Source organism: Desulfovibrio piger, assembly GCF_951793255.1.
GTDB lineage: Bacteria > Desulfobacterota > Desulfovibrionia > Desulfovibrionales > Desulfovibrionaceae > Desulfovibrio.
The window spans coordinates 1,720,592-1,741,172 of sequence record NZ_OX636706.1 but is presented as its reverse complement, the minus strand read 5'-3'; the positions used below and the strand labels follow the sequence as shown (position 1 = coordinate 1,741,172).

The 20,581-nt window shown below is 61.2% G+C and carries 20 protein-coding genes and 1 pseudogene; 15 read left to right on the top strand and 6 right to left on the bottom strand.

The features are described 5' to 3' along the window. Positions 1-37 precede the first annotated feature (37 nt). From queE to Q4I12_RS07825, 3 genes are all read right to left on the bottom strand, one after another. Complete coding sequence (gene queE, locus Q4I12_RS07835; RefSeq protein ID WP_297160334.1) at positions 38-715, bottom strand: 7-carboxy-7-deazaguanine synthase QueE; 678 nt, start codon at positions 713-715, stop codon at positions 38-40. Next, complete coding sequence (locus Q4I12_RS07830) at positions 715-1,131, bottom strand: 6-pyruvoyl trahydropterin synthase family protein (protein WP_006003584.1); 417 nt, start codon at positions 1,129-1,131, stop codon at positions 715-717. Before Q4I12_RS07830 ends, queE begins: the two co-directional genes overlap by 1 nt. 140 nt (positions 1,132-1,271) lie before the next feature. Then, a complete protein-coding gene (locus tag Q4I12_RS07825; RefSeq protein WP_168935197.1) occupies positions 1,272-1,853 on the bottom strand; it encodes a manganese efflux pump MntP in 582 nt (193 codons plus the stop codon). Positions 1,854-2,116: 263 nt separating this feature from the next. Here Q4I12_RS07825 and Q4I12_RS07820 point away from each other — a divergent pair, with 263 nt between their 5' ends. Together Q4I12_RS07820 and Q4I12_RS07815 are read left to right on the top strand one after the other, a co-directional pair. Further along, positions 2,117-3,046: a hypothetical protein gene (locus Q4I12_RS07820; RefSeq protein ID WP_297140124.1), complete on the top strand. Its 930-nt coding sequence runs from the start codon at positions 2,117-2,119 to the stop codon at positions 3,044-3,046. 70 nt (positions 3,047-3,116) lie between these two features. Continuing rightward, positions 3,117-3,611: a protoporphyrinogen oxidase gene (locus Q4I12_RS07815; RefSeq protein ID WP_287438251.1), complete on the top strand. Its 495-nt coding sequence runs from the start codon at positions 3,117-3,119 to the stop codon at positions 3,609-3,611. A 359-nt stretch (positions 3,612-3,970) separates the two neighbouring features. Here the strand turns inward: Q4I12_RS07815 and Q4I12_RS07810 are convergent, their stop codons facing one another. After that, complete coding sequence (locus tag Q4I12_RS07810) at positions 3,971-6,475, bottom strand: tetratricopeptide repeat protein (protein WP_302261267.1); 2,505 nt, start codon at positions 6,473-6,475, stop codon at positions 3,971-3,973. 174 nt (positions 6,476-6,649) lie between these two features. Here Q4I12_RS07810 and Q4I12_RS07805 point away from each other — a divergent pair. From Q4I12_RS07805 to Q4I12_RS07745, 13 genes and pseudogenes are all read left to right on the top strand, one after another. After that, positions 6,650-7,409 (top strand): annotated as a pseudogene (locus Q4I12_RS07805) (IS5 family transposase). Positions 7,410-7,432: 23 nt separating this feature from the next. Next, positions 7,433-7,783 carry a recombinase family protein gene (locus Q4I12_RS07800; RefSeq protein WP_302261266.1) on the top strand — a complete coding sequence of 117 codons (351 nt, stop codon included), beginning with the start codon at positions 7,433-7,435 and terminating at the stop codon, positions 7,781-7,783. A gap of 172 nt (positions 7,784-7,955) precedes the next feature. Then, the gene (locus Q4I12_RS07795; RefSeq protein WP_302261265.1) at positions 7,956-8,252 is read left to right on the top strand and encodes an HdeA/HdeB family chaperone; all 297 of its coding nucleotides are present in this window, start codon (positions 7,956-7,958) and stop codon (positions 8,250-8,252) included. 126 nt (positions 8,253-8,378) lie between these two features. Then, a complete protein-coding gene (locus tag Q4I12_RS07790) occupies positions 8,379-8,717 on the top strand; it encodes a hypothetical protein (RefSeq protein WP_302261264.1) in 339 nt (112 codons plus the stop codon). 45 nt (positions 8,718-8,762) lie between these two features. Then, positions 8,763-9,317 (top strand): hypothetical protein, encoded by a 555-nt coding sequence (locus tag Q4I12_RS07785; protein WP_302261263.1) that lies wholly within the window; start codon positions 8,763-8,765, stop codon positions 9,315-9,317. Between the two features lie 528 nt (positions 9,318-9,845). After that, positions 9,846-11,957, top strand: a complete 2,112-nt coding sequence (locus Q4I12_RS07780; protein ID WP_302261262.1) for a clostripain-related cysteine peptidase — start codon at positions 9,846-9,848, stop codon at positions 11,955-11,957. 226 nt (positions 11,958-12,183) lie between these two features. Next, a protein-coding gene (locus tag Q4I12_RS07775) for an IS5 family transposase (protein ID WP_302261261.1) occupies positions 12,184-12,944 on the top strand; the annotation gives its coding sequence in 2 pieces (ribosomal slippage) (positions 12,184-12,541 and positions 12,541-12,944; 762 coding nt in all). 45 nt (positions 12,945-12,989) lie between these two features. Continuing rightward, entirely contained in the window at positions 12,990-13,613 is a 624-nt protein-coding gene (locus Q4I12_RS07770) for an MBL fold metallo-hydrolase (RefSeq protein WP_297158946.1), read from the top strand. After that, positions 13,613-14,200 (top strand): flavodoxin family protein, encoded by a 588-nt coding sequence (locus tag Q4I12_RS07765; RefSeq protein WP_239464939.1) that lies wholly within the window; start codon positions 13,613-13,615, stop codon positions 14,198-14,200. Before Q4I12_RS07770 ends, Q4I12_RS07765 begins: the two co-directional genes overlap by 1 nt. Then, positions 14,197-15,018, top strand: coding sequence for a ComFC family protein (locus tag Q4I12_RS07760; protein ID WP_302261260.1), 822 nt, complete (start codon positions 14,197-14,199; stop codon positions 15,016-15,018). The genes Q4I12_RS07765 and Q4I12_RS07760 overlap by 4 nt, the downstream gene beginning before the upstream one ends. Positions 15,019-15,101: 83 nt before the next feature. After that, complete coding sequence (locus tag Q4I12_RS07755) at positions 15,102-16,085, top strand: DUF4198 domain-containing protein (RefSeq protein ID WP_302261259.1); 984 nt, start codon at positions 15,102-15,104, stop codon at positions 16,083-16,085. Positions 16,086-16,252: 167 nt separating this feature from the next. Then, positions 16,253-17,155, top strand: coding sequence for a Tim44 domain-containing protein (locus tag Q4I12_RS07750; RefSeq protein ID WP_297158952.1), 903 nt, complete (start codon positions 16,253-16,255; stop codon positions 17,153-17,155). Positions 17,156-17,245: 90 nt separating this feature from the next. Continuing rightward, entirely contained in the window at positions 17,246-17,641 is a 396-nt protein-coding gene (locus Q4I12_RS07745; protein ID WP_204625000.1) for a PaaI family thioesterase, read from the top strand. Positions 17,642-17,770: 129 nt separating this feature from the next. Here Q4I12_RS07745 and Q4I12_RS07740 read toward each other — a convergent pair whose 3' ends face one another. Both Q4I12_RS07740 and Q4I12_RS07735 read right to left on the bottom strand, forming a co-directional pair. Further along, positions 17,771-18,772: an RluA family pseudouridine synthase gene (locus Q4I12_RS07740; protein ID WP_168935204.1), complete on the bottom strand. Its 1,002-nt coding sequence runs from the start codon at positions 18,770-18,772 to the stop codon at positions 17,771-17,773. Continuing rightward, a complete protein-coding gene (locus tag Q4I12_RS07735; protein ID WP_302261258.1) occupies positions 18,762-20,453 on the bottom strand; it encodes a sensor domain-containing diguanylate cyclase in 1,692 nt (563 codons plus the stop codon). Before Q4I12_RS07735 ends, Q4I12_RS07740 begins: the two co-directional genes overlap by 11 nt. Between the last annotated feature and the right edge of the window lie 128 nt (positions 20,454-20,581).

Genomic DNA, 20,581 nt, shown 5'->3' with positions numbered 1-20,581 from the left:
TTTCATCTTCCTTATGTCTTTTTCTGCGCCACAGGAGCTAGCGCAGATCCAGATATTTGTGGACCTGGACGCTCACACGCCACTGATGGGCAAAGGCCGCCTCCACGCACAGTCGTGTGGCTTCCTTCCCCTGGCTCACGGGCTGCAGCCAGACGAGCTCCGTCAGCGGCCGGGCAGCCGCCTTGCGGGCCGCTGCCAGCGCCTGTTCGAAACGGGCCAGATCCGCGGCCGTATCCACAGGGAATTTGATCTCTCCGGCCCGCTCCCAGGCATCCTGACGCACTTCCAGCCCCCCCGGCATGTCCAGCTTGGGGCTCAGGGTCACCCAGACATCCGCATGGCAACGGATGGGCATGGTGCCGCTGGTCTCGATCTGGACACGAAAACCTTCCGTCACCAGCCGGGAGGTCAGCTCCGTGAGGTCATGGCGGCAGGGCTCGCCGCCAGTCAGCACCACATGGCGCGGCCCGGCCTCCCGGATGGCTGCCAGCAACGCCCCGGGCTCCACATCGGCATAGCCCGCTCCCGGCCCCTGCTTGGCACGCACGGCGGCAAAATCCAGCGTCGCGCCGTCCAGCCGGGCGGCGTACTGCGTATCGCACCACGGGCAGGCCACAGGACAGCCCTGGAAACGGACGAACACGGCAGGCGTCCCGGCAAAGGAGGCCTCGCCCTGCAGGGTGACGAAAAATTCGTTGACCGCCAGGGTCCGCATCACAGGCTCCAGCGCGCCTTGCACTTGGCGGTCTCTTCCACTTCCACGGCCACCAGACGGGCCCCGGTGCCTTCCAGCTGGGCCGGCCCCACCACTTCGCCCAGATAGCGGGCCATGTTCTCGGCGGACGGATTGCAGGGCAGGACGCTCACCGAAGGATCCAGCGCCCGCAGGCCTTCCAGCAGGGGATCCTTGTCCCAGACCAGAAAGCGGTGATCCCAGTGGTCTTCCAGCCACTGGCACAGGCGTTCCTTGACCACCTGGAAGTCCAGCACGCGCCCCAGGGCGTCCAGCTCGTCGGCGGTGCAGGTGAAATGGATGCGGTAATTATGCCCGTGCAGACGGGCGCAGTGGGATTCGTGCCCGCAGATGCGGTGTCCCACGGAAATATCATGATAACGGCAGATACTGATCATGGTCTCCTCTCAACACTCCGGCATGCCGGATGATTTCGGACATGCCTGCGGCACGGACGGTCTCCGGGCCTCCGGCACTATAGGGCATCTTGGCGCGGCTCGGCAACCATCCGGCAGGGGCCTGCGGCCTTCCCGGCAGGCTAGATGACACCGCTCTCGTGCAGGATGTTCAGGCCGATGCACAGCAGCACAACGCCGCCCAGCACCTCGGCCCAGCCGTTGAGCATGGGCAGCGAGGACAGCTTTTTGCCCAAAAAGAGCCCGCAGGCCGAGATGGCGGCACAGACCACCCCGATAAGACAGGAAGGCAGGAAGGCATTGGTATTCGTCATGGCAAAGGTCAGGCCCACGGCCAGGGCATCGATGCTGGTGGCCACGGCCAGAAGGAGCAGGTTCCAGCCTGCGGTGGGGTCGCTCTGGGGACAGGACACGGGCTCGTTCTTGCGCAGGCCACCGATACCGGAGCGCAGCATGTTGCCGCCGATCCACGCCAGCAGCACGAAGGCCAGCCAGTGGTCCCAGGCCTCGATGAAATGATGCACCGACTGCCCCAGGAACCAGCCCAGCACCGGCATGAAGAACTGGAAAAAGCCAAAGGCCGCGCTGACCCGGACATACTGGCGCAGCCGGACTTCGCGGATGGCGCATCCCGAGGCCAGCGCCACGGCAAAAGCATCCATGGACAGGGCCACAGCCAGCAGAAAAACAGTAAAAAATGACATGATTATCCCGCAGGTTGACGGAGGTGAAACAGATGAGTCATACCCCAAGCGCACGACGGCGGCAAGTTTTCCGCCGCAGCATCCCCGGCCGGGAGAAGGCTCCGGAGCCGGAAACCACTTCCGCGTTCCTGCGCGGCAGCCACGATCACGCGCCCGCACGGCAGATCCGCATCCCGACGGCCCGCGGCAAAGGCTGCTGTCCCGGCGCCCTCCTCTTGCAGCCCGCACGGGCAACGCTTATATAGCGGGCAGGAGAGTATCCCATGCAAATGACTTTCATCCTCATATACTGGCTTGGCAACCTGCAGGCCCTGCTCGCACAGACGGCCCAGGCCCTGCCCTTCCTCATCCTCATGACCCTGCTGGCCGGCCGCAAGGGCAACGCGGCCCTGTGCCTCTGGGGCGGGCGCCAGCTCCTGCGTCTGGGCCTGTTCTGTGCCGCCCTCTCCCTGCCCCTGTTCCCGCTCATGCTCCTGCTGGAAACCCTGCGGCAACCGCAGATGCCTCCGCTGGCCGACCTTCTCGTCCAGCCCGCCAGCGTGGCCCTGCTGGCCTGGCTGCCGGCCACCCTGCTGCTCTGGGGCCTGCTGCGTGCCTCCCGTCACTGGCCCGATGCCACGGATCCGGCCATCACGGCCTATCGCACCACTGACCTGCGCCTGACGCTCTGGGGCTGCCTGCTGGCCCTGCTGCTCTTCCTGCTGGGCAGCCTGCTGTCCACAGGCCTGCTGCTGGAGCCGCCGCAGGGCATGGAGCGCAGCAACTTCATCCTGCTCCAGATCCGTCAGGCCCTGCATCTGCTCTTCCGCTACCTCTCGCTGGCGGGCGGCGCTGCCCTGCTCTGGCTCTGGTATCTGCGCCATCGCGCGCCGCTGACGGACGAAAGGGCGTTCACCCTGGCCGTCCGCTGGTGCGCGGTCTGGGCCGTTGTGGGGTACCTGCCTTCCATCATAGACTTCTGGAGCACCCTGCTGGCCGCCCTGCTGCGCAGCCTGCACAGCGGCGTCCCCTTCGACATCATGCCCCAGATGAACGCCCTGATCCTGTCGGTGCTGGCCGCCCTGGCCATCATCAGCTGGAGCGTCTTCCTGTACCGGCCCCGGAAGGCCCGCAGCCTTGTGCTGCAGCTCCTGCCCTGGTGTTTCCTCTTCATACGGATGGCCGTACCGCTCACCCAGCTGCCGCGCCCCTGACCAGCTTGCTCCCGTCCCCGCTGCGGGCTATGCTGACGAGGACATCTTATCCCACTCCAAAGGATCCGTTATGCGCCACATTCTTCTTGCTCTCGTGTTCCTGCTGACCGCCGCCGTCAGTGCCCCGGCCGCCGAAAAGACCTTCAGCCAGTTCGCCGTGGACCTGCCCGACGGCTGGACCAGTGACGAACGTCCCGGTTTCCAGAGCGGACACCCGGACGAATACATGCTCCTGCTGGGCAAGCGCGGCGAGGAAGCCGTGGAGGCCCACATCACCATCTTCATCCTGCCCAACAAGGACAAGATGGACGCCAGGACCTTTGCTTCCCGCATGCGCGAGATGCAGGACGCTCCCACGGACCTGCAGCAGGAAGGCGCCATGTGGACCTTCCGCGGCACGCCCCGCAGCCGGGCCATGGCCATGGAGACCCTGACCCGCGTCAGCGCCGATGACGCCCGCATCCTCATCATCATGGAACAGGATCCGGCCGGTCTGGGCACGGCCAAGGTCGTGGAAAGCCTGCGCGGCCTGACCCCGGCCAGCAAGGCCCTGCTGGGCCGCTAGGCCTGGCCTTCCACACATCGCGAACATCCGGGGCCATCCGCCATGCGGGTGGCCTTTTTTCATGCCCGTCCGCCGCAAATGCGAAAAGAGGGGGGCCCGCAGGCTCCCCCCTCTTCACGATGCACGGTACGGCTGATCCGTCCCGCATCCTCTCCGCCGGACACACGAAGCGGAGAAATATCTTCCAGCCCTCCCGGATGAAGGAAGGGCCGCCCATCCTTTTTCCTTCCCGGCCCGTCCGGAGGAAGAGTTGCCGGGCCGCCGGCAGCGCCCCAAAGGCGCGGGCGTCCCCTTACCCTCACGAGCACAGACAGAAGAACGAGGCAAGGGCCTCTTCCTTCTCTGCCCGTACGTTGCCGCTAGCCCACGGAGGCATGCGCCTCGGCCAGGCTGGCTTCCTCTTCACGGCCCAGGGCGCGCAGGGCCCGGGCCAGCACCTGCCAGCCTTCGGGCGTGTCGCGCAGGCCCACGCTCTTGCGGGCCAGCAGCTCGGCCATGGCCGGATCCTCGTCGCCGTCCAGATACAGGCGGGCCAGCAGGAGCATGGCCGCGGCATCGAAAGGATTGCGCAGCAGGGTATCGTGCAGCAGTTCGCGGGCCTCGCCGCCATGCCGCTGCCGGGCCGCGAGCCGGGCCAAATAGCGCCGGGCAAGGCTGGGCCGCTGCTCCCCGGCCTGCTCCGCCTGCCTGTCCTCGATGGCGGCGGCCAGCTCATAGAAGCGCCGGGCCTCGTTGCGGCGTCCGCCCTCCTCGCACAGCTGCCCCAGACGCAGGTGGGCATAGACGTGTTCCGGGGCGTCCTTGATGCATTCCCGGTAATAGCGGGCCGCGGCACGGCGCTCGCCCAGCTGCTGGCAGACCGTGCCCAGATTGTAATGGGTCTGGGCGATGCGCTCCTGCCGTTCCGGCCCGGCATCGCCCTTGTAGCGCAGGGCCTCCAGAAAATGCCGCCGGGCCTCGTGATAACGCCCCAGAGCAGCCATGCAGACCCCCAGGGAATTGCGGGCCAGCACGTTTTCCGCATCCGCCAGCAGGGCCAGCTTGTATTCGTCGATGGCGCCGAAGACGTCCCCCAGCGCATAGCGGCGGTCCGCACTGATGTTCAGGGCCAGGGAATTGCACAGGCCCGCGCGCGGCGAAGGCAGCAGCTGGGCGTACTCCAGAGCCTTGAGGGCGCAGTCGGGCATCTCGCCCTTGCGATAGTGCAGGAGGGGATACCCGGCAAGACCGGCCGAGACCGGCAGTCCGGCCCCTTCCAGCCGGGTGCACAGGGCCGCATAGTAGGGCAACAGCGTCTCGGCGCTGCTGTCCGCATGGAAGAAGATCAGGGCATTGCTGCCATAGAGCCCCGCCAGCGGTTCCCCGGCGCACAGTTCGGGGATCTGCCGCCATGCCGCAAGGCATTCGCCCAGCGCCGCTTCCTGCCGTGCGTCATGCGGGACATCCACCCGCACGATGGCCAGCACGAAGCGCCCCGTGCGCTCTTTCTCCTGGGCAAAAAGATGCAAAAAGTCCCCATGCCCGTAGATGCCCGCGCAGGAGCCGTCCTCCAGAACGGGGATACGGGCGCGTACCTCCTGCACGCTCCCGGCAGAGGAAGCCTCCTCCGTTTCCTTATCCGCCGCGGCCGTCCCTTCCTGCCCGGGCGTGCCGGATGCATCGGCGGCAGCGGTCTTGCCGCCCGGCGTATGGGGATGCGACGCCGCAAGGGAGGGCACTTCCAGCAGGCTGAGTCTGTCCCCGGCTTCCAGCGGCGCCGTGGCATCGGCCAGATGCACGGTCTCGGCCACGGAATGGAATTCCCGCACCTGCAGGAGCACCACTTCGCCCTTGTACTGGTTGCCGGAGCCTTCCTGTCCCGACGGCCCCCAGACCGCGAAACGCATGCCTTCGCGGGCCTTGGCCTGGGCCCCCAGCCCCACCCGCACCCGGCCCTGCGGCAGGGCCCGGAGCACGGTACCGCCGTCCTGAAGGATGCGGGCAAAGGGCATGACGCGCGGCGCTCCCGGCTGGGAGGTCATGCGGGCCGCGAGCCGGGCACGTTCCATGAGCATGCGGGCCTGCTCGAACATGGGCAGACGCAGCTCGGCGCCCTCCATGTCCTGCGGGTACACGGCATGTCCGGCGCTCAGACGGGGACGTATGGTCCTGCCCGTCAGGGGGGCGGGCATGGCGGCCCCGGCCATGCGGGCCAGCGCGGCCTCGGCCACCTTCTGGCAGGCGCTGCGGCCGCTCACCGACGGCAGCAGCAGGGCCATGCCGAAGCGCCCCACACGGGCGGCCACCACATCCGACGGCAGCTCCTCCTGCAAGGCTTCGGCCGCGCGGCGCATGAGCTCATCGGCAAAGCGGAAGCCCATGCGGCCCACGATCTCGCGCCCGTTGGAAAAATGCAGCAGCACCAGCCCCATGCACAGCCGGTGCAGGGGGGAGCTCTGTCCGTCCCCGCGGGAGGGGTCCGCGAATATCTCGCGCACCCGGGCGGCCTCGTCTTCCATGGAGCCGTAGAGCACGTTCTCCGTGGCAAGGCCGGTGACGGCATCCACGCGCGTGGCCTTGACCCGGGCCAGAAGTTCCAGGCAAAGATCAGCGATGGCAGGGAGTTGCGGCAACAGGACACGGGCATCCCTCACCTTGACGCCATGCAGCATCAGCACGCCCAAAAGACTCCCCTGCCGGTACAGGGGCAGGAGCAAACGACGCTCGCGCGGCAGCAGTTCCGGCTGGCGCGGCGCATGGGTGGTGGGGAAGTACAGGGCATGGTGCGAACACTGGATGAACTTGCCCAGTTCCTGCATCAGGAGGGCGTCCATGTCCATGAGGTCCCTGCGGGTCAGGTCACAGGCGGAAGGAGCGGTATTCATGCCGCCAGTGTAGTTGTCCCCCCGGGCATTGTCTAGAAAAAATCAAGAAATATCGTCCGCGAATATGCCGGTACCGGGCGGGCTTGCCCCCCGGACCCTCCTGCGCTACCTAGATAGTGTCGTCAAATTCAAAAGTATGTTATAATCTCTTCACTTACAATGAGGAAAGACCATATGGCGGCACATCGGAGGCATGATATTTCCGACAAGGTATGGGCAAATATTGAAAAACTTCTTCCCGGTTCCAAAGGCTCTGTCGGTCGTCCTTCCGCCGATAACCGATTGTTTATCAACGCCGTCTTCTGGATACTGAGAACCGGGGCTCCGTGGCGGGATTTACCCCCCGATCTTGGCGACTGGAAAAATACACATCGCCGCTTCTGCCGATGGCGAGATCGGGGAGCTTGGGAGAAAATACTCGAAGCTCTCATTGTCGAACCTGATTTTGAATGGCTCATCATTGATGCCAGTCATTGCAAAGTACATCCCCATGCGGCGGGCGCTGCGGGAGGTAATGAGGCCATGAGCCGCACAAAAGGGGGCTCAACTCAAAAATACATCTGGCCGTGGATGCGCATGGTATGCCGGTCAGAGTTATTGTTACAGAAGGTACCCGAGCTGATTGCAAAGAGGCCTGTGCGTTGATTGACGGGTTGAGTGCCGGGGCATTTTGGCTGATAGAGGCTACGATACGGAGAGTATTCTCCGCAAAGCAGGTGAATCCGGTTTCCAGGTTGTCATCCCGCCAAAGAGAAGTCGTAAAATATCACGCAACTATGACAGAGAGCGCTACAAAGTCAGGCATCTTGTCGAGAATGCTTTTCTCCATCTCAAGCGCTGGCGGGGAATTGCCACACGATATGCCAAAAGATGTGCATCTTGTCTTGCCGCCGTTCAAATCAGATGCATATCTTTGTGGGCAAACATAATTTGACGACACTATCTAGGGAAAAGCGCGTGGATATCCTCGTTCTAGACATGCCCCTGCTCGACACCAGACGCGACAAAAATCTGCTCGGCACATTCATTGCTGATCTCGTTTTACAGATACTTTCCTTTGTGGCCCAGAACGAGCGGGAGAACATCCGCAGCAGGCAGGCCCAAGGCATTGCAGCGGCCAAACGAAACGGTGTGAGGTTCGGTCACGCGCCACGACCGCTCCCCCCCCAATTTCCCGGAAACATATACCTTATGGGCAGAGGGCACCATCTCGACATCGAAAGCGGCAAAACGTTCCGGCATGGCCCGCTCTACATTCCGCATTCGTGTGAAATCATTCAAGAAATATTGTCCATAATATGTCGATAAAGTGTACGCCATATGGAGCGTTACAATGCCGCAATATCCCAAAATGATTGACTTCGTACTTTTGAACTAGTAAATATGCATGGAGTGCACCACCGTTAGATGGATGACGGTCAGGTGTACTTTTTCGCCACTACGGCTCTCAAATTTTTGAACCCTCAGGAGGAATTGGAGAATGAAAAAAAGTCTTCTGGCTGCTCTGGTCGCCGCCACACTTTGCATACCTGCCGTGGCTTCCGCAGATGATGAAACCGATATGGCCAAGATAACCTGCAAAGAGTTTTTGAGTGCTGGCGAGAGCGAAATGGGCCTGATGCTAACCTGGATTGATGGCTACATGAGTGCTCGGAGCGACAATACCATGATGAGTAAGGCCTGGATGGAAAAACTGGGCGCTCACATGGCCTCTTTCTGTTCCTCTAATCCCGGCAAAACCATCATGGACGCAATGAACGCTGTCCCATCCAACTAACCTTTCCAAGGCGGAGCGTGTATCCATGGGCTGCACATCCGCTTTACATGTTTCAGCTACTCTCTCGATGTTGCCGTGGGAGTAGCATTTCATTATGTCAACATGTAAGAAATGCAGGAGTATTTTATGAAAGCAGTGCGCGCTATTTTTATGGCCTCCCTTTTGGCTCTGGGGATTGCGGGTTCAGCCTTGGCTCAGGAGCTTATTGTTGCCAACGGGACAGGATTCACCATTCACCAACTTGGTCTTGTCGATTCAAATTCCGACGGAGAGGCTCAGGATCTTTTGGGTAATGACACACTTGCCGCCGGCGAAGGATTAAGAATCAACATTTCCGGCGACCCCAATGGATGGGAACTTATTGCTGTTGACGGTGAGGGCGGGCAAGTGAACTGGCAGAATCTCAACCTTACAGGCGTCAGCAAGATCACATTGCATGCCGATGGCACGGCCAATCTTGAATAATACTGTCAGCATCTTGCGCTTTGAGGGCTGAGGGAAGATCGCCTTATGAAAAATGTATCTGACAAGAGTATCGTGCTGTGGGCTGGTTATATTTCGCTGTTATTGTTTATACTTGCGATGTATTTCCAGGTCCTGGCACTGTTTGGTGCTGTTGTCCTGATCGGAGGCTATCTGGCACGACACCTCTTTCGTAAGCATGGACAAATCTTCAATGCGGCTCATGCCTCATGGCAGATCAACACGGTCTGGCTGACACTGCTGCTTGCCATTCTTGCTGTCGTCGCCGTGATTGCGATTGGCGCATGGATGGGCAATGACCCCTTCTTGGAGGCAAGGCTTGATGCCATCATCAACAGCGATTTGGCACCAATAGACGGATTGCGAGCGATCTGGAACATTCCTGGAGTCTCGACTTTGGTGACAACTATCATAATATTCGCAATACTTTGTCTTATCTGGCCTCTCAAGCGGGTGCTACACGGAATGATGGCCTTGCGTTACGGTCTCGAACCTGCGCAGCTTGGCGCTAGGCGATGGCTGGCTCTTGCGCTGGCAGTCACGCTCCAGGTGCTTCCCATGCTGGTCTTTGTCCTGCTGTAGCTGCACAGGGAAACCATACGCCTGACTCTTCTCCCCTGAGGGGAATCCTTTTTCTTGTTGTCTGTACAGTGCCAGCCTCGATGCTTCCCGAATCCACAGCCGCACTATACGGGCAGAGGGATTGGAAAGTGTTAGCCGCCTTGCGAAAGGCGGCTAACACAAGGTCATCTCTATACGCGATCAATCCTCGCTGACCATACAGGATCGGACGTTTTCGCACAGAGACAAAGGTGCACTACTCGCTGAAATAAAAGTTTTGTGCGATTCCCCAAGCGGTATTATATTAATAAACTGTGTATCTTGACGCTAAGGGTGATAACGAAAAAGCTCTCTGCAGGATGCAGAAAAACCGTTTAGGTAGAATATGCGCTCGTGGGATCATGCATGAGCATTTGTACATTGAACGGAACGGGAATGAAAGAGCTTGCGAAATAAGCTGCGACGTACAATATCATATTCTGCAAAGTACTTTCTGATTTATACAGGAGAACCTCTTGCCTGTCGGATGTATTCTTCAAAGTTTTCTTCATGAAACACATTTTTCTTATCTGTATTCTGTTTCTCCTTATGCATCCAGTCTCCGCTCTTTCGGCGGAGACATGGGGTGTTTACTGGTATCTGTGCGGCAGTGATCTTGAGACCCTGGGTGGCGCGGCCTCTGCGGATTTGGAAGAACTACTCAAAACCCGTCTACCGGATAACGTCGTGGTAGTCATTCAGACGGGAGGCGCCAGACGATGGCACCACAGTGGCATCAGTTCTCAACATATTGGTCGCTATGTCTACAGGGACGGTGAACTGGAACAGTCGGGCAGACTCCCGCAAGCCAATATGGGCGACGGGGAAACACTGGCTTCCTTCCTTGCCTTCTGCAAGGAAAATTATCCGGCGGATCATCAGGTCTTTGTCTTTTGGAATCATGGCGGCGGCAGTATCGGCGGCGTAGCCAACGATGAAAATTTTAACAACGAGGCGCTGTCGCTGAAGGAAATCCGGCAGGCATTTGAAAAAATTTACACCCCGTCCTCAGCAAAGCCGCCCTTTGAACTCATCGGGTTCGATGCCTGTCTGATGGCAACACTGGATACGGCCAACACTCTAAGCGGGCTGGCACAATACATGGTGGCATCCCAAGAATTGGAACCGGGCAACGGTTGGGAATATACAGGATGGGTAGGGGCGCTTGGTGCAAACCCATCCATGAACGGGGCGGAGCTGGGAAAAATCATTTGCGATACATATATGGAAGGATGCCTAAGGGAAGGAACAGAAAGAAGCGCCACACTTTCTCTTGTTGATCTTGGAAAGCTTCCTGTTCTGAATATGACCTATAACGCGCTTGGCCTTGAAGCCGTCGTAAAGGTCATGGAAAACGAATCATTCTACGCCGCATACGGGCGCCAGGCCAAGTCCGCTGAAAACTATATGAACTCCCGATCCGAAGGGTTTACCAATATGGTGGACATCGGCTCGCTTGTCCGCAATCTGAAATGGGAGCTGCCGGAGTTCACGCAACTCATGCTGGACGCTCTCGACGAAGCCGTCATCTATAAGGTCAGCGGACCTTACCGTAACCCGTCAGGCATATCTTGCTATTACCCTTTTGATGGCAACAGCGATGGCTTCAAGGCCATGATGGACACGGGGAATGTAACCTCTTTTCTGATTCTGAACGGTCTCCAGTTAGGATTCCTTGATACGGACAAGGCCATATCCTACCTGGAACGAATTTCCGATGAGATTTCCGCCGCTCTGGAAGCGGACGAGGAAGGCAGCGAGGATAATGGGCCTGCAACTCCGCCCTCGCCTTCACAGTCATCGGGAACTCTCCCGCAATATGATTATTCCGCTCTGGCAGGCATTCTCAGCGGCCTTTCCTCTTCCGGCATAACGACACCCGCGGATATAGCGGCACTGATAGGGCAGGCATCCAGCACAGCTTTGACCTCCATAGAATCTCTCAGAAAACTTGATATTTCCTCGTTGGAAGATTTTGAGGTCACGATTACCGACGAAGGAAACGCCCGGCTTGCCCTCGGGCCTGAGCGGATTCGTTTTCTTGACAGTGTGTGCTTCTACCTGGCCTATTACAGCCTGGAAGACGACCTTATTCTGTTGCTGGGCAAAGATTCGGATATGGATGCCGATTGGGACACAGGCATTTTTCAGGACAACTTCCAAGGCGTGTGGGCCGCATTTGACGGACACTTGGTCTATCTGGATATCGTCAACAAAAGCGACAGGTTTAACCACTACGCTGTTCCCATCAAACTGAATGGTGTCCTCTGCAACCTAGTGGTTGTCTATGACTTCGACAAAGAAGGCTATCGTATTCTCGGAGCGCGGCGCATACTTGAAAACAATATTGCGGACAAGGCTCTGATTCAACTAAAGCCGGGAGACAACGTAACAACAGTTCTCAAGGCCATGAGCATCAGCGGTGATGACGACGAATTTCAGGATGTGGAGGTGGATGAGTTTACGCTTGGAGAGCATAGCGTTTTTGAGGACATTAACATGGGGGACGGAACATTCATGTTCATGTTTGAAATGACGGATGTACAGAACAACTCCGCGACATCCCAAGCTGTCACCATTGAAGTCAAGGATGGAGAAATTTTTCTCTCCGATATAGAGTGAATAATTTGTATAACGTACAAGACCAAACTGGCAGAATATGAAAGCTCCATCCGGGCATGCCTTCAAAAAAGGAATACCGAAAATAAATAGCTGTCCAGCTACGTATCAAAAAGAATTTTAAGAAACTTTAATTTTTGAGGTATATTTGTGGGTGTTAGACACTAGATAGTGTCGTCAAATTCAAAAGTATGTTATAATCTCTTCACTTACAATGAGGAGAGACCATATGGCGGCACATCGGAGGCATGATATTTCCGACAAGGTATGGGCAAATATTGAAAAACTTCTTCCCGGTTCCAAAGGCTCTGTCGGTCGTCCTTCCGCCGATAACCGATTGTTTATCAACGCCGTCTTCTGGATACTGAGAACCGGGGCTCCGTGGCGGGATTTACCCCCCGATCTTGGCGACTGGAAAAATACACATCGCCGCTTCTGCCGATGGCGAGATCGGGGAGTTTGGGAGAAAATACTCGAAGCTCTCATTGTCGAACCTGATTTTGAATGGCTCATCATTGATGCCAGTCATTGCAAAGTACATCCCCATGCGGCGGGCGCTGCGGGAGGTAATGAGGCCATGAGCCGCACAAAAGGGGGCTCAACTCAAAAATACATCTGGCCGTGGATGCGCATGGTATGCCGGTCAGAGTTATTGTTACAGAAGGTACCCGAGCTGATTGCAAAGAGGCCTGTGCGTTGATTGACGGGTTGAGTGCCGGGGCACTTTTGGCTGATAGAGGCTACGATACGGAGAGTATTCTCCGCAAAGCAGGTGAATCCGGTTTCCAGGTTGTCATCCCGCCAAAGAGAAGTCGTAAAATATCACGCAACTATGACAGAGAGCGCTACAAAGTCAGGCATCTTGTCGAGAATGCTTTTCTCCATCTCAAGCGCTGGCGGGGAATTGCCACACGATATGCCAAAAGATGTGCATCTTGTCTTGCCGCCGTTCAAATCAGATGCATATCTTTGTGGGCAAACATAATTTGACGACACTATCTAGAAGAAAATCCCATTCGCAAAAGGAAGGATCCCATGTCGTATTCCGTCTATCCTCTGGGTCCGCTGGAGACCAACAGTTACCTCGTCTACAAGGACGGCCAGGCCGTGGTCATCGATGCCGGTGGCGATCCCGCCCCCATCCTGCACGACCTGCGCGCCAAGGGCCTGACGCTGGCCGCCATCTGCCTCACGCACCGCCACTTCGATCACATGTACGGCGTGGCCACGCTGGTGAAGGAGACCGGCGCCCCTGTCTACTCTCCGGTCCACGATGCCTGCCTGATCGGTACGGAATCCTCCGACGGCGGCATCTGGGGCTTCCCGCCGGTGCCTGCCTTCGAGAGCCGTGACCTGCCCACGGGACCGCAGGTCTTCGGCGGCATGGCCTGCACCGTGCTGGACACCCCCGGCCATACCCCCGGCGGCGTCTCCTATTACTTCCCGGACGAAAAGGCCGTGTTCACCGGTGATGCCCTCTTCTACCGTTCCCTGGGCCGCACGGACTTCCCCGGCGGCGATCACGACACCCTGCTCCATTCCATCCGCAAGGTGCTCTTCGCCCTGCCGGAGGAAACGGCCGTCCTGCCCGGTCACGGCCCTGCCACCAGCATCGGCAACGAACGCCGCAACAATCCCTTCTGCGGGGACTTCGTCTGATGCGCATCCTTTCCCTGCTGGGCAGTCCCCGCGCCAACGGCACCACCCATAGCATGGCCCGCCTCATCGCCGGGGGACTGTCCGGCGGCGGGCCCGTGGAAGAGATCGCCCTGCAGGAAAAGCACATCCGTCCCTGCCGGGGCTGCCAGAGTTGTGACGCCGCGCCCCATGTCTGCCCGCTGGCGCGGACGGACGATGCCGAGGCCGTCTTTGCGGCCATCGCCGCCGCGGACGTGGTCCTCTGGACGTCCCCCGTCTACTTCTACGGCCTGCCCGCCCAGGCCAAGGCGCTGGTGGACCGTTCCCAGCGCATCTGGGCCGGGGTGGAGGCGGGCCGACCGGCAGGCAAAGGCCCCCTGGTGCTGGCGGCTCTGGCGGCGGCCCGTCCGCGCGGGGAACAGCTCTTCACCGGCAGCCTGCTGGGCCTGAAATACTTTTTTGCCAGCTTCGGCGCCCGGATAGCGGATACCCGCACCCTCCGGGGCCTGGCCTGTCCCGAGGACCTGCTTTCCCGTCCCGACCTGTGTGCCGATCTTGAGCGCTGGGGCCGGGACTGGGCCGTCCGTCTGGCGGAGGGCCGCCCGTGAGCCCTGCCGGGCGGGATCACGTCAGGGAGGGGAGACCGGGCGCCGTCCCGGAGGCGCCGCTGCGGCGCTCCTCCTTCCTGTTCCGCCTGACCCGTCTGCTGGGCTTCAGCGAACACCGCTGCCCGGTCTGCGGCACGCCTGTGGAGGATGACGGGGCAGGCGGCTCCGGCCCGGAAGCCGGGATGCTGGCCCACGGCCTCTGTCCCGCCTGTGCCCGGGCCCTGGGCCCGTACGTCGGGGGCCGCTGCCGGGCCTGCGGGCTCCCCCTGCCCTGGCCTGCCGCCGGGCAGCCGCTGCTGTGCGGAGACTGCCTGGCTTCCCCGCCTCCCTGGCAGGGACTGGCACTGCACGGCCAGTACCACGGGCCGTTGCGCCAGCTCATCTTGCGTTTCAAGCACGGCGGCAAACCGGCCCTGGCCTTCTTGCTGGCCGGGATGCTGGCCGATGCCGCCTCCTGCCTGCCATTGCCCGACGCCGTCCTGGGCATCCCCCAGCATGAGGATCATTTGCGCCGACGCGGCTACAACCAGGCGCATGAGCTGGCCGTGGCGCTGGGGCTCTTGCTCTCCCTTCCTGTCCGTCCCGGCCTGCTGCGCCGTCCGGCGGACAGCCCCCACCAGACAGGCCTCTCCGCGGCCCAGCGGCAGCGCAACGCCGCCGGGAGCTTTCAGGCTGCCGACGTCCGGGGGCTGCACCTGTGGCTGGTGGACGACATCATCACTACCGGCAGCACCCTGCGGGCCGCCTGCGCCGAGCTGCACCGTGCCGGGGCCGCGCGCGTGGATGTCCTGGCCCTGGCGCGGACGCCCCGTCCCTGAGGCGCCTCTGGAAATGGCGCATGACAAAAATGGGGAAAATTGCTACATCTGCCCTATATTACCCATAAAATAAGGATCGAAGCATGTCACTGCCACGTGCCGCCCTGCTGGGCTGTATGCTGTCCCTGGCCGTCTCCCTGACTGTCCCTGCCCCGGCCCGCGCCGAAGTCACCCTGCTCATCCCCAGCCGTACCTTCATCGACGTCCCCGCCGAGAAAAAAGGTACGGAACCCCAGGCTGCCAAAGCGCCCGCCGCCAAAGAAGCCAAGAACAACGCCGACAGCGGCAAGGATGCCCCTGCCGAAGCCGCCGGTGAGGAGAACAAGGCCCAGGCTGCCGCCCAGCCCGCCCCGCCGCCGCTCAATGCGGAGGTGGACATGCTCATCAGCCTGATGCGTCCCAGAGAACATGCCGCCCAGCCCATGGACATGCCGCAGCTCTTCGCCGTGCTGCGGCACGATGCCGGGACCCGTTTCGTCAACGGGACTCCCCAGCCCGAGCGCCGTGACCTGCTGGGCGACATGGAAGAAAGCCTGTACCTGGATACCAAGGCCTGGGGCGCCAATGTGGCCATCGACCAGCCCGGCCTCTACCAGTTCATCACCGAGACCCGCCCGCGCCTCAATGCGGAACGGCAATGCTTCGAGCAGCAGTACGTCAAGAGCATCCTGCCGGTCTGCGGCGTGGAAGAAGGCTGGGAGCGGCCCGCCGGACTGCGCCTGGAGATCCTGCCCCTGACCCGGCCTTTCGGCCTGACCGCAGGCAGCAGCTTTACGGGCAAGGCACTGGGTCCTGACGGTCCCCTGACAAATGCCCGTGTATACATGGACCGCATCCGCACGAAAAAAAAGACCGGCCCCCTGCCCTGGCAGCATGATCTGGAAGCCCGCACCGATGCCGACGGCCAGTTCACCTTCACCCCCGGAGCGCCCGGCTGGTGGTGCTGCGTGGTGGAAGTGCCCGGCCAGCCCCTCAAGGGCCCTGACGGCCAGCCCACGCCCCTGATCCTGGGGAGCGTCCTCTGGCTGTACGTGGATGCGGCAGAACAGCCCGACAAAAACCGGTAGGCCGAAAATACACTTTTTTAGCAGGTATTTCCCGCGATTATCACCGTGCAGCCCCGGCCGTCCCTCCGGGAGAGCCTTGCGGGCCTTGCCTTTTTGCCCAAGCCAGCTATAGTAAATGGTATTGAGAAAAGAAGCCTGAACGCATCTCTACCCTTACGGAGACATCAATGAAGATCAAAGCTATCCTGACCATGCTCATCATGCTGGGAGGCGCCTGTATGTATGCCCTGCCCGACACCGCCGATGCGGCCCGTCTGGGCGGGGGGCGTTCCTTCGGCAGCCGTCCTTCCATGTCTCAGCCCGCCCAGGCCCCCAGCGCCATGCAGCGCCAGTCCACGCAGCAGCGCCAGCAGGCGGCCCAGGCCCAGCAGCCCCAGCGCAAGGGCTTCCTCGGCGGTATGGGTGGCCTGCTCGGCGGCCTTCTGGCCGGTTCGCTCATCGGCTCCCTGCTCTTCGGCGGCGGCTTCTCCGGTGGCGGCATCATGGACATCCTGCTGCTCGGCATCCTGCTCTTCGTGGGCCTGAAGCTTTTTGCCCGCGCCCGCAGCAAGGCCCAGCCCGCGCCCGCCGGTGCCGGCAACGCTCCCATGGGCGGCATGGAGCCCCCCCTGCAGCGCAACGATACCGCGGCTTCCGGCTGGGACACCCTGAGCGGCCAGAACACTGCCTACAACAGCCAGCCCGAAGTGGTCATCCCCATGCCCGCCGACTTCGATGCCGAAGAATTCCTGCGCGGCGCCAAGATGGCCTACAACCGCCTCCAGGCTGCCTGGGACAGCCGTGATCTCAACGATATCGCCCAGTTCGCCAGCCCGGCCGTCATGGACGCCGTGCGTCAGCAGCTGGCCGAAGAGACCGAACCCAGCAAGACCGAGATCCTGCTGGTCAACGCCCAGCTCCTGAGCGTGGTCAATGAAGACAAGGAACAGCGCGCCCAGGTCTACTTCGATGTCCTCATGCGCGAACGTCCCGATCAGCCTACGCCTTCCAACGTGCGCGAGATCTGGCATTTCGTCCGTGAGCTCGACGGCGGCACCTGGAAGCTGGACGGCATCCAGCAAGTAGCGTAATATACGCAAAGAAGAACTATTACTAAGCAACCGGGGCCGGAAGTTCTTCCGGCCTTTTTTATCTCCCGCCCGGCGGGGCAAGGAGTCCACATGGAATGTTATGTCCGCAAGCACGACAAGCTCGTGCGTCATCTTGATATGTGCATCGAAGAAGTCAGCCGCGAATACGCCCGCGTGACCATGCCCATCACCGAGAACCACAAGAACGGCATGGGCGTGGCCCACGGCGGCGCCATCTTCTCCCTGGCCGACGTGGCCTTCGGCTGTGCGGCCAATGCCGGCAACGACCACGGTGTGGTCAGCCTGTCCACCACCATCGAGTACCTGCGCCCCGGTGTGGTCAGCCCCCTCAAGGCCGAAGCCCGTCTGGTGCGCAACGGCGCCCATGTGCTCACCTACGACGTCAACGTCTATGACGGCAGCGGCGCCCATGTGGCCAAGTGTCTGGCCACCGGTTTCCAGACCAACGTGCCCCTGCCCCGCTAACGCGAGCGAAAAAGTCCTTTTTCCCTGGGCGTCCTTTACCGGCAGGGCGCTCTCCTTCCGGCAAGGCAACAAGCACACAAAAAGGGGACGGCATGATGCCGTCCCCTTTCTTTATGGTCATCTTAGGATTCAGTTCCCCTGCCGGGCCGCCGCCTCGTCGATCTCGTCCGGCACGGCCTGCGGCAGCCTGTCGGCGGGCCAGTCGGGCAGGCAGGCAAAACGCCGTCCGTCCGGCAGGATGACCCGCATGGCATGCAGGTACATGGGCGTCCCCGCGGCACGCCCGCGGGCCCCGTATTTGACGTCCCCCTCGATGGGATGCCCCAGGGAGGAAAGCTGGGCCCGGATCTGGTGGGTGCGTCCGGTCAGCAGACGGACCAGCAGCAGACTGCGACGATCCTCCACCCGTACGGGCCGGACCAGCAGCAGGGCTTCCGTCTCCCCATTGCCCGGTGCGCCGGTCTGCCGGACGTGCATCTGTTCCCGGCCGTTATCGGCCTCCTTGCGCAGCCAGTGCCGGAACAGGCGCACCCCCGTATGGGGCCAGCGCCCTTCCACCCAGGCCAGATATTCTTTTTTCATCCGCCGTTCACGCAGAGCCGTGGTCAGCTCGCGCAGGACGGAAAAACTGGCAGCCACCAGCAGGATGCCCGAAGTGTCCTTGTCCAGACGATGGACAGGCGTGGGCTTGAACGGGGCATCCCCTGCCCGGGCCGCCAGACGGCTGGACAGACTGTCCTCGTGGCCGGTGCCAGGATGCGTGGGCAGGCCCGCCGGCTTGCAGAAGACCCAGAGGTCCCCGTCCTTCTGCAATGGACGGGGGGCAGGGGGCAGGGCCTGTGTCCGCTGGCGCGGCTCATGCTCCTGCTCCGGGGAGGCCTGACCTCCCGTGGCCTTGCTCCGGCGGCTCATGCCCAGAGCAAAGGGAGGCAGGCGCACGCTGTCGCCCGCGGCCACAAGGCCGAACGGTTTTGCCCGGCCACCATTGATGCGGACCTGACCCGTGCGGATCCAGCGATGCAGCAGCGACGGCGGCAGATCCAGACGCCGTTGCAGGAATTGCAGCAGCTTCTGCCCGCCTTCGCGGGGATCCACGATGACTGTATTGGGGTCGGGCGCTTCACCCATCATATCGGCTCTCCTCCAGGGATACCACGCAATCCTTGCGTTTTTCTATCCAGGCCTTGATGGCATGGCCGGAAACCAGCCGGCTGCCGTGCTTTTCGTGGAGCATCCGGCGGTCGGCAAGGGCAAGGGCCTCCCGCAGGGAGGGTGCCTCCTCCGCACCGGAAAGGCCAAAGGACATGATGACCGGCACATTGCCGGAATGTTCGTTGTAATGCCGGAACACCGCCCTGATTTTTTCCAGGACCCGCGCGGCATCGCGCAGATTGCACCGGGGCAGCAGCACGGCGAACTCGTCACCGCCCAGCCGGGCTACGCAGTCCGTGGAACGCAGCGAGCTCCGCAGCAGACGGGCGGCCGTCTGCAACATGCTGTTGCCGGTGTCGTGTCCCAGATAGTCGTTGATCAGTTTCAGTCCGTTGACGTCGCAGCTGATGATGCTGACCACCTTGTCCGGCTGCATGTCCAGCCGGTCCAGCTCGTTATGAAAATAGACCAGGCTGTGGACGTCCGCCAGGGGATCGTATTCAATCATCTCCGCCAGCCGGTCGCGCTCTCCCTGGGTGGTGGTGATGTCCGTATGCAGGCCAATGAGGCGCGTTGCGCGACCGTGGGCGTTGCGCCGCAGGACGCGGGCCCGGCTCAGTATCCAGCAATAGGTGCCGTCTGCCTTGCGCATGCGGAAAGAATGTTCGTAACTGTCACCGTAACGGGGCGACATGATGATGTCCATCTGCCGTTTCAGGATCGCCGGACGCTCATCGGGATGCAACTTGTCCCGCCAGCTTTCGAAAGTGTTGCCGAACGTGCTCCTGTCATAGCCCAGCATGGCGGTATAGCGGGGACTGTAGTAGATGGTGTTGGTCTCCATGTTCCAGTCCCACAGGCCGTCACCGCTGCCGAACAGGGTCATGAGGGAGATCTCGCAGCTTTTGCTGGAAAGGGCCTCCTGAGGTTCTTCCCCGCCCCGCTGCACGAGGTTCCCTGTCACATAGACGGGCTGCCCGGAATCGTCATGGCCCACAAGGGTGCCGGAAACCAGAAAATTTTTGCGGCTGCCGTCCGGCAGATGCAGCAGCACGCGCTCCACGAAGCTGCCGTCATGGTCACGGGCGTTCAGGAGCCGGGAAAAGCGGCTGGAGAAAAAGCGTGCGGCTTCGGCCCCCAGCATGTCCCGGATGGTCTGACGGGGCAGACGCAGGCCGACGCTGTCGGGAAGGCAGAGCAGCCGGGCACAGTTCCTGTCCAGCGTATATTCCTCCCGGGCGCAATCATAGACCCACCGGCCTTCCGCGCCGCTCTCATGCAACCAGCCCCTGCCGTCCAACCTGGTCAGGGCCCCGACCAGCAGGCGGGGCGTGCCGCAGGAAAAACGCTCCAGCACGATGGCCCGGCAGCAGATGATGTCCTCGCCCACGGTCTGCAGGATCTCCATGGCACTGTCGAAGGAAGAGCGGCGCAGGCTGCCGAAGAGCTGCCGGACACTTTCCTGCCGGTCATCGGCAAGGCCATCACAGAAGGCCCCGCATTCGCCCCGGTAACCATTCCCCGCCCCTCCTTGCAGCAGGTTGGCGGCCTCCGGGCTCAGGACGATGCGGTCACTGTGGACGTCCCACTGCCAAAGGGGGTCTGCGGCACCCATGACATGGGATTCATACCAGTCAGCCGGTAAAGGTACATCACTCATAGGGTCATCCCGGGTATCATACATGATTTCCTATCAAAAGCGCATGAAGGGAGCAAGCCTTTCCCTCCCGGCATTCCGCGTGTATGACAGGGGGCAGCGGGAGCGCCCGTACCTTCATGACACCGGAC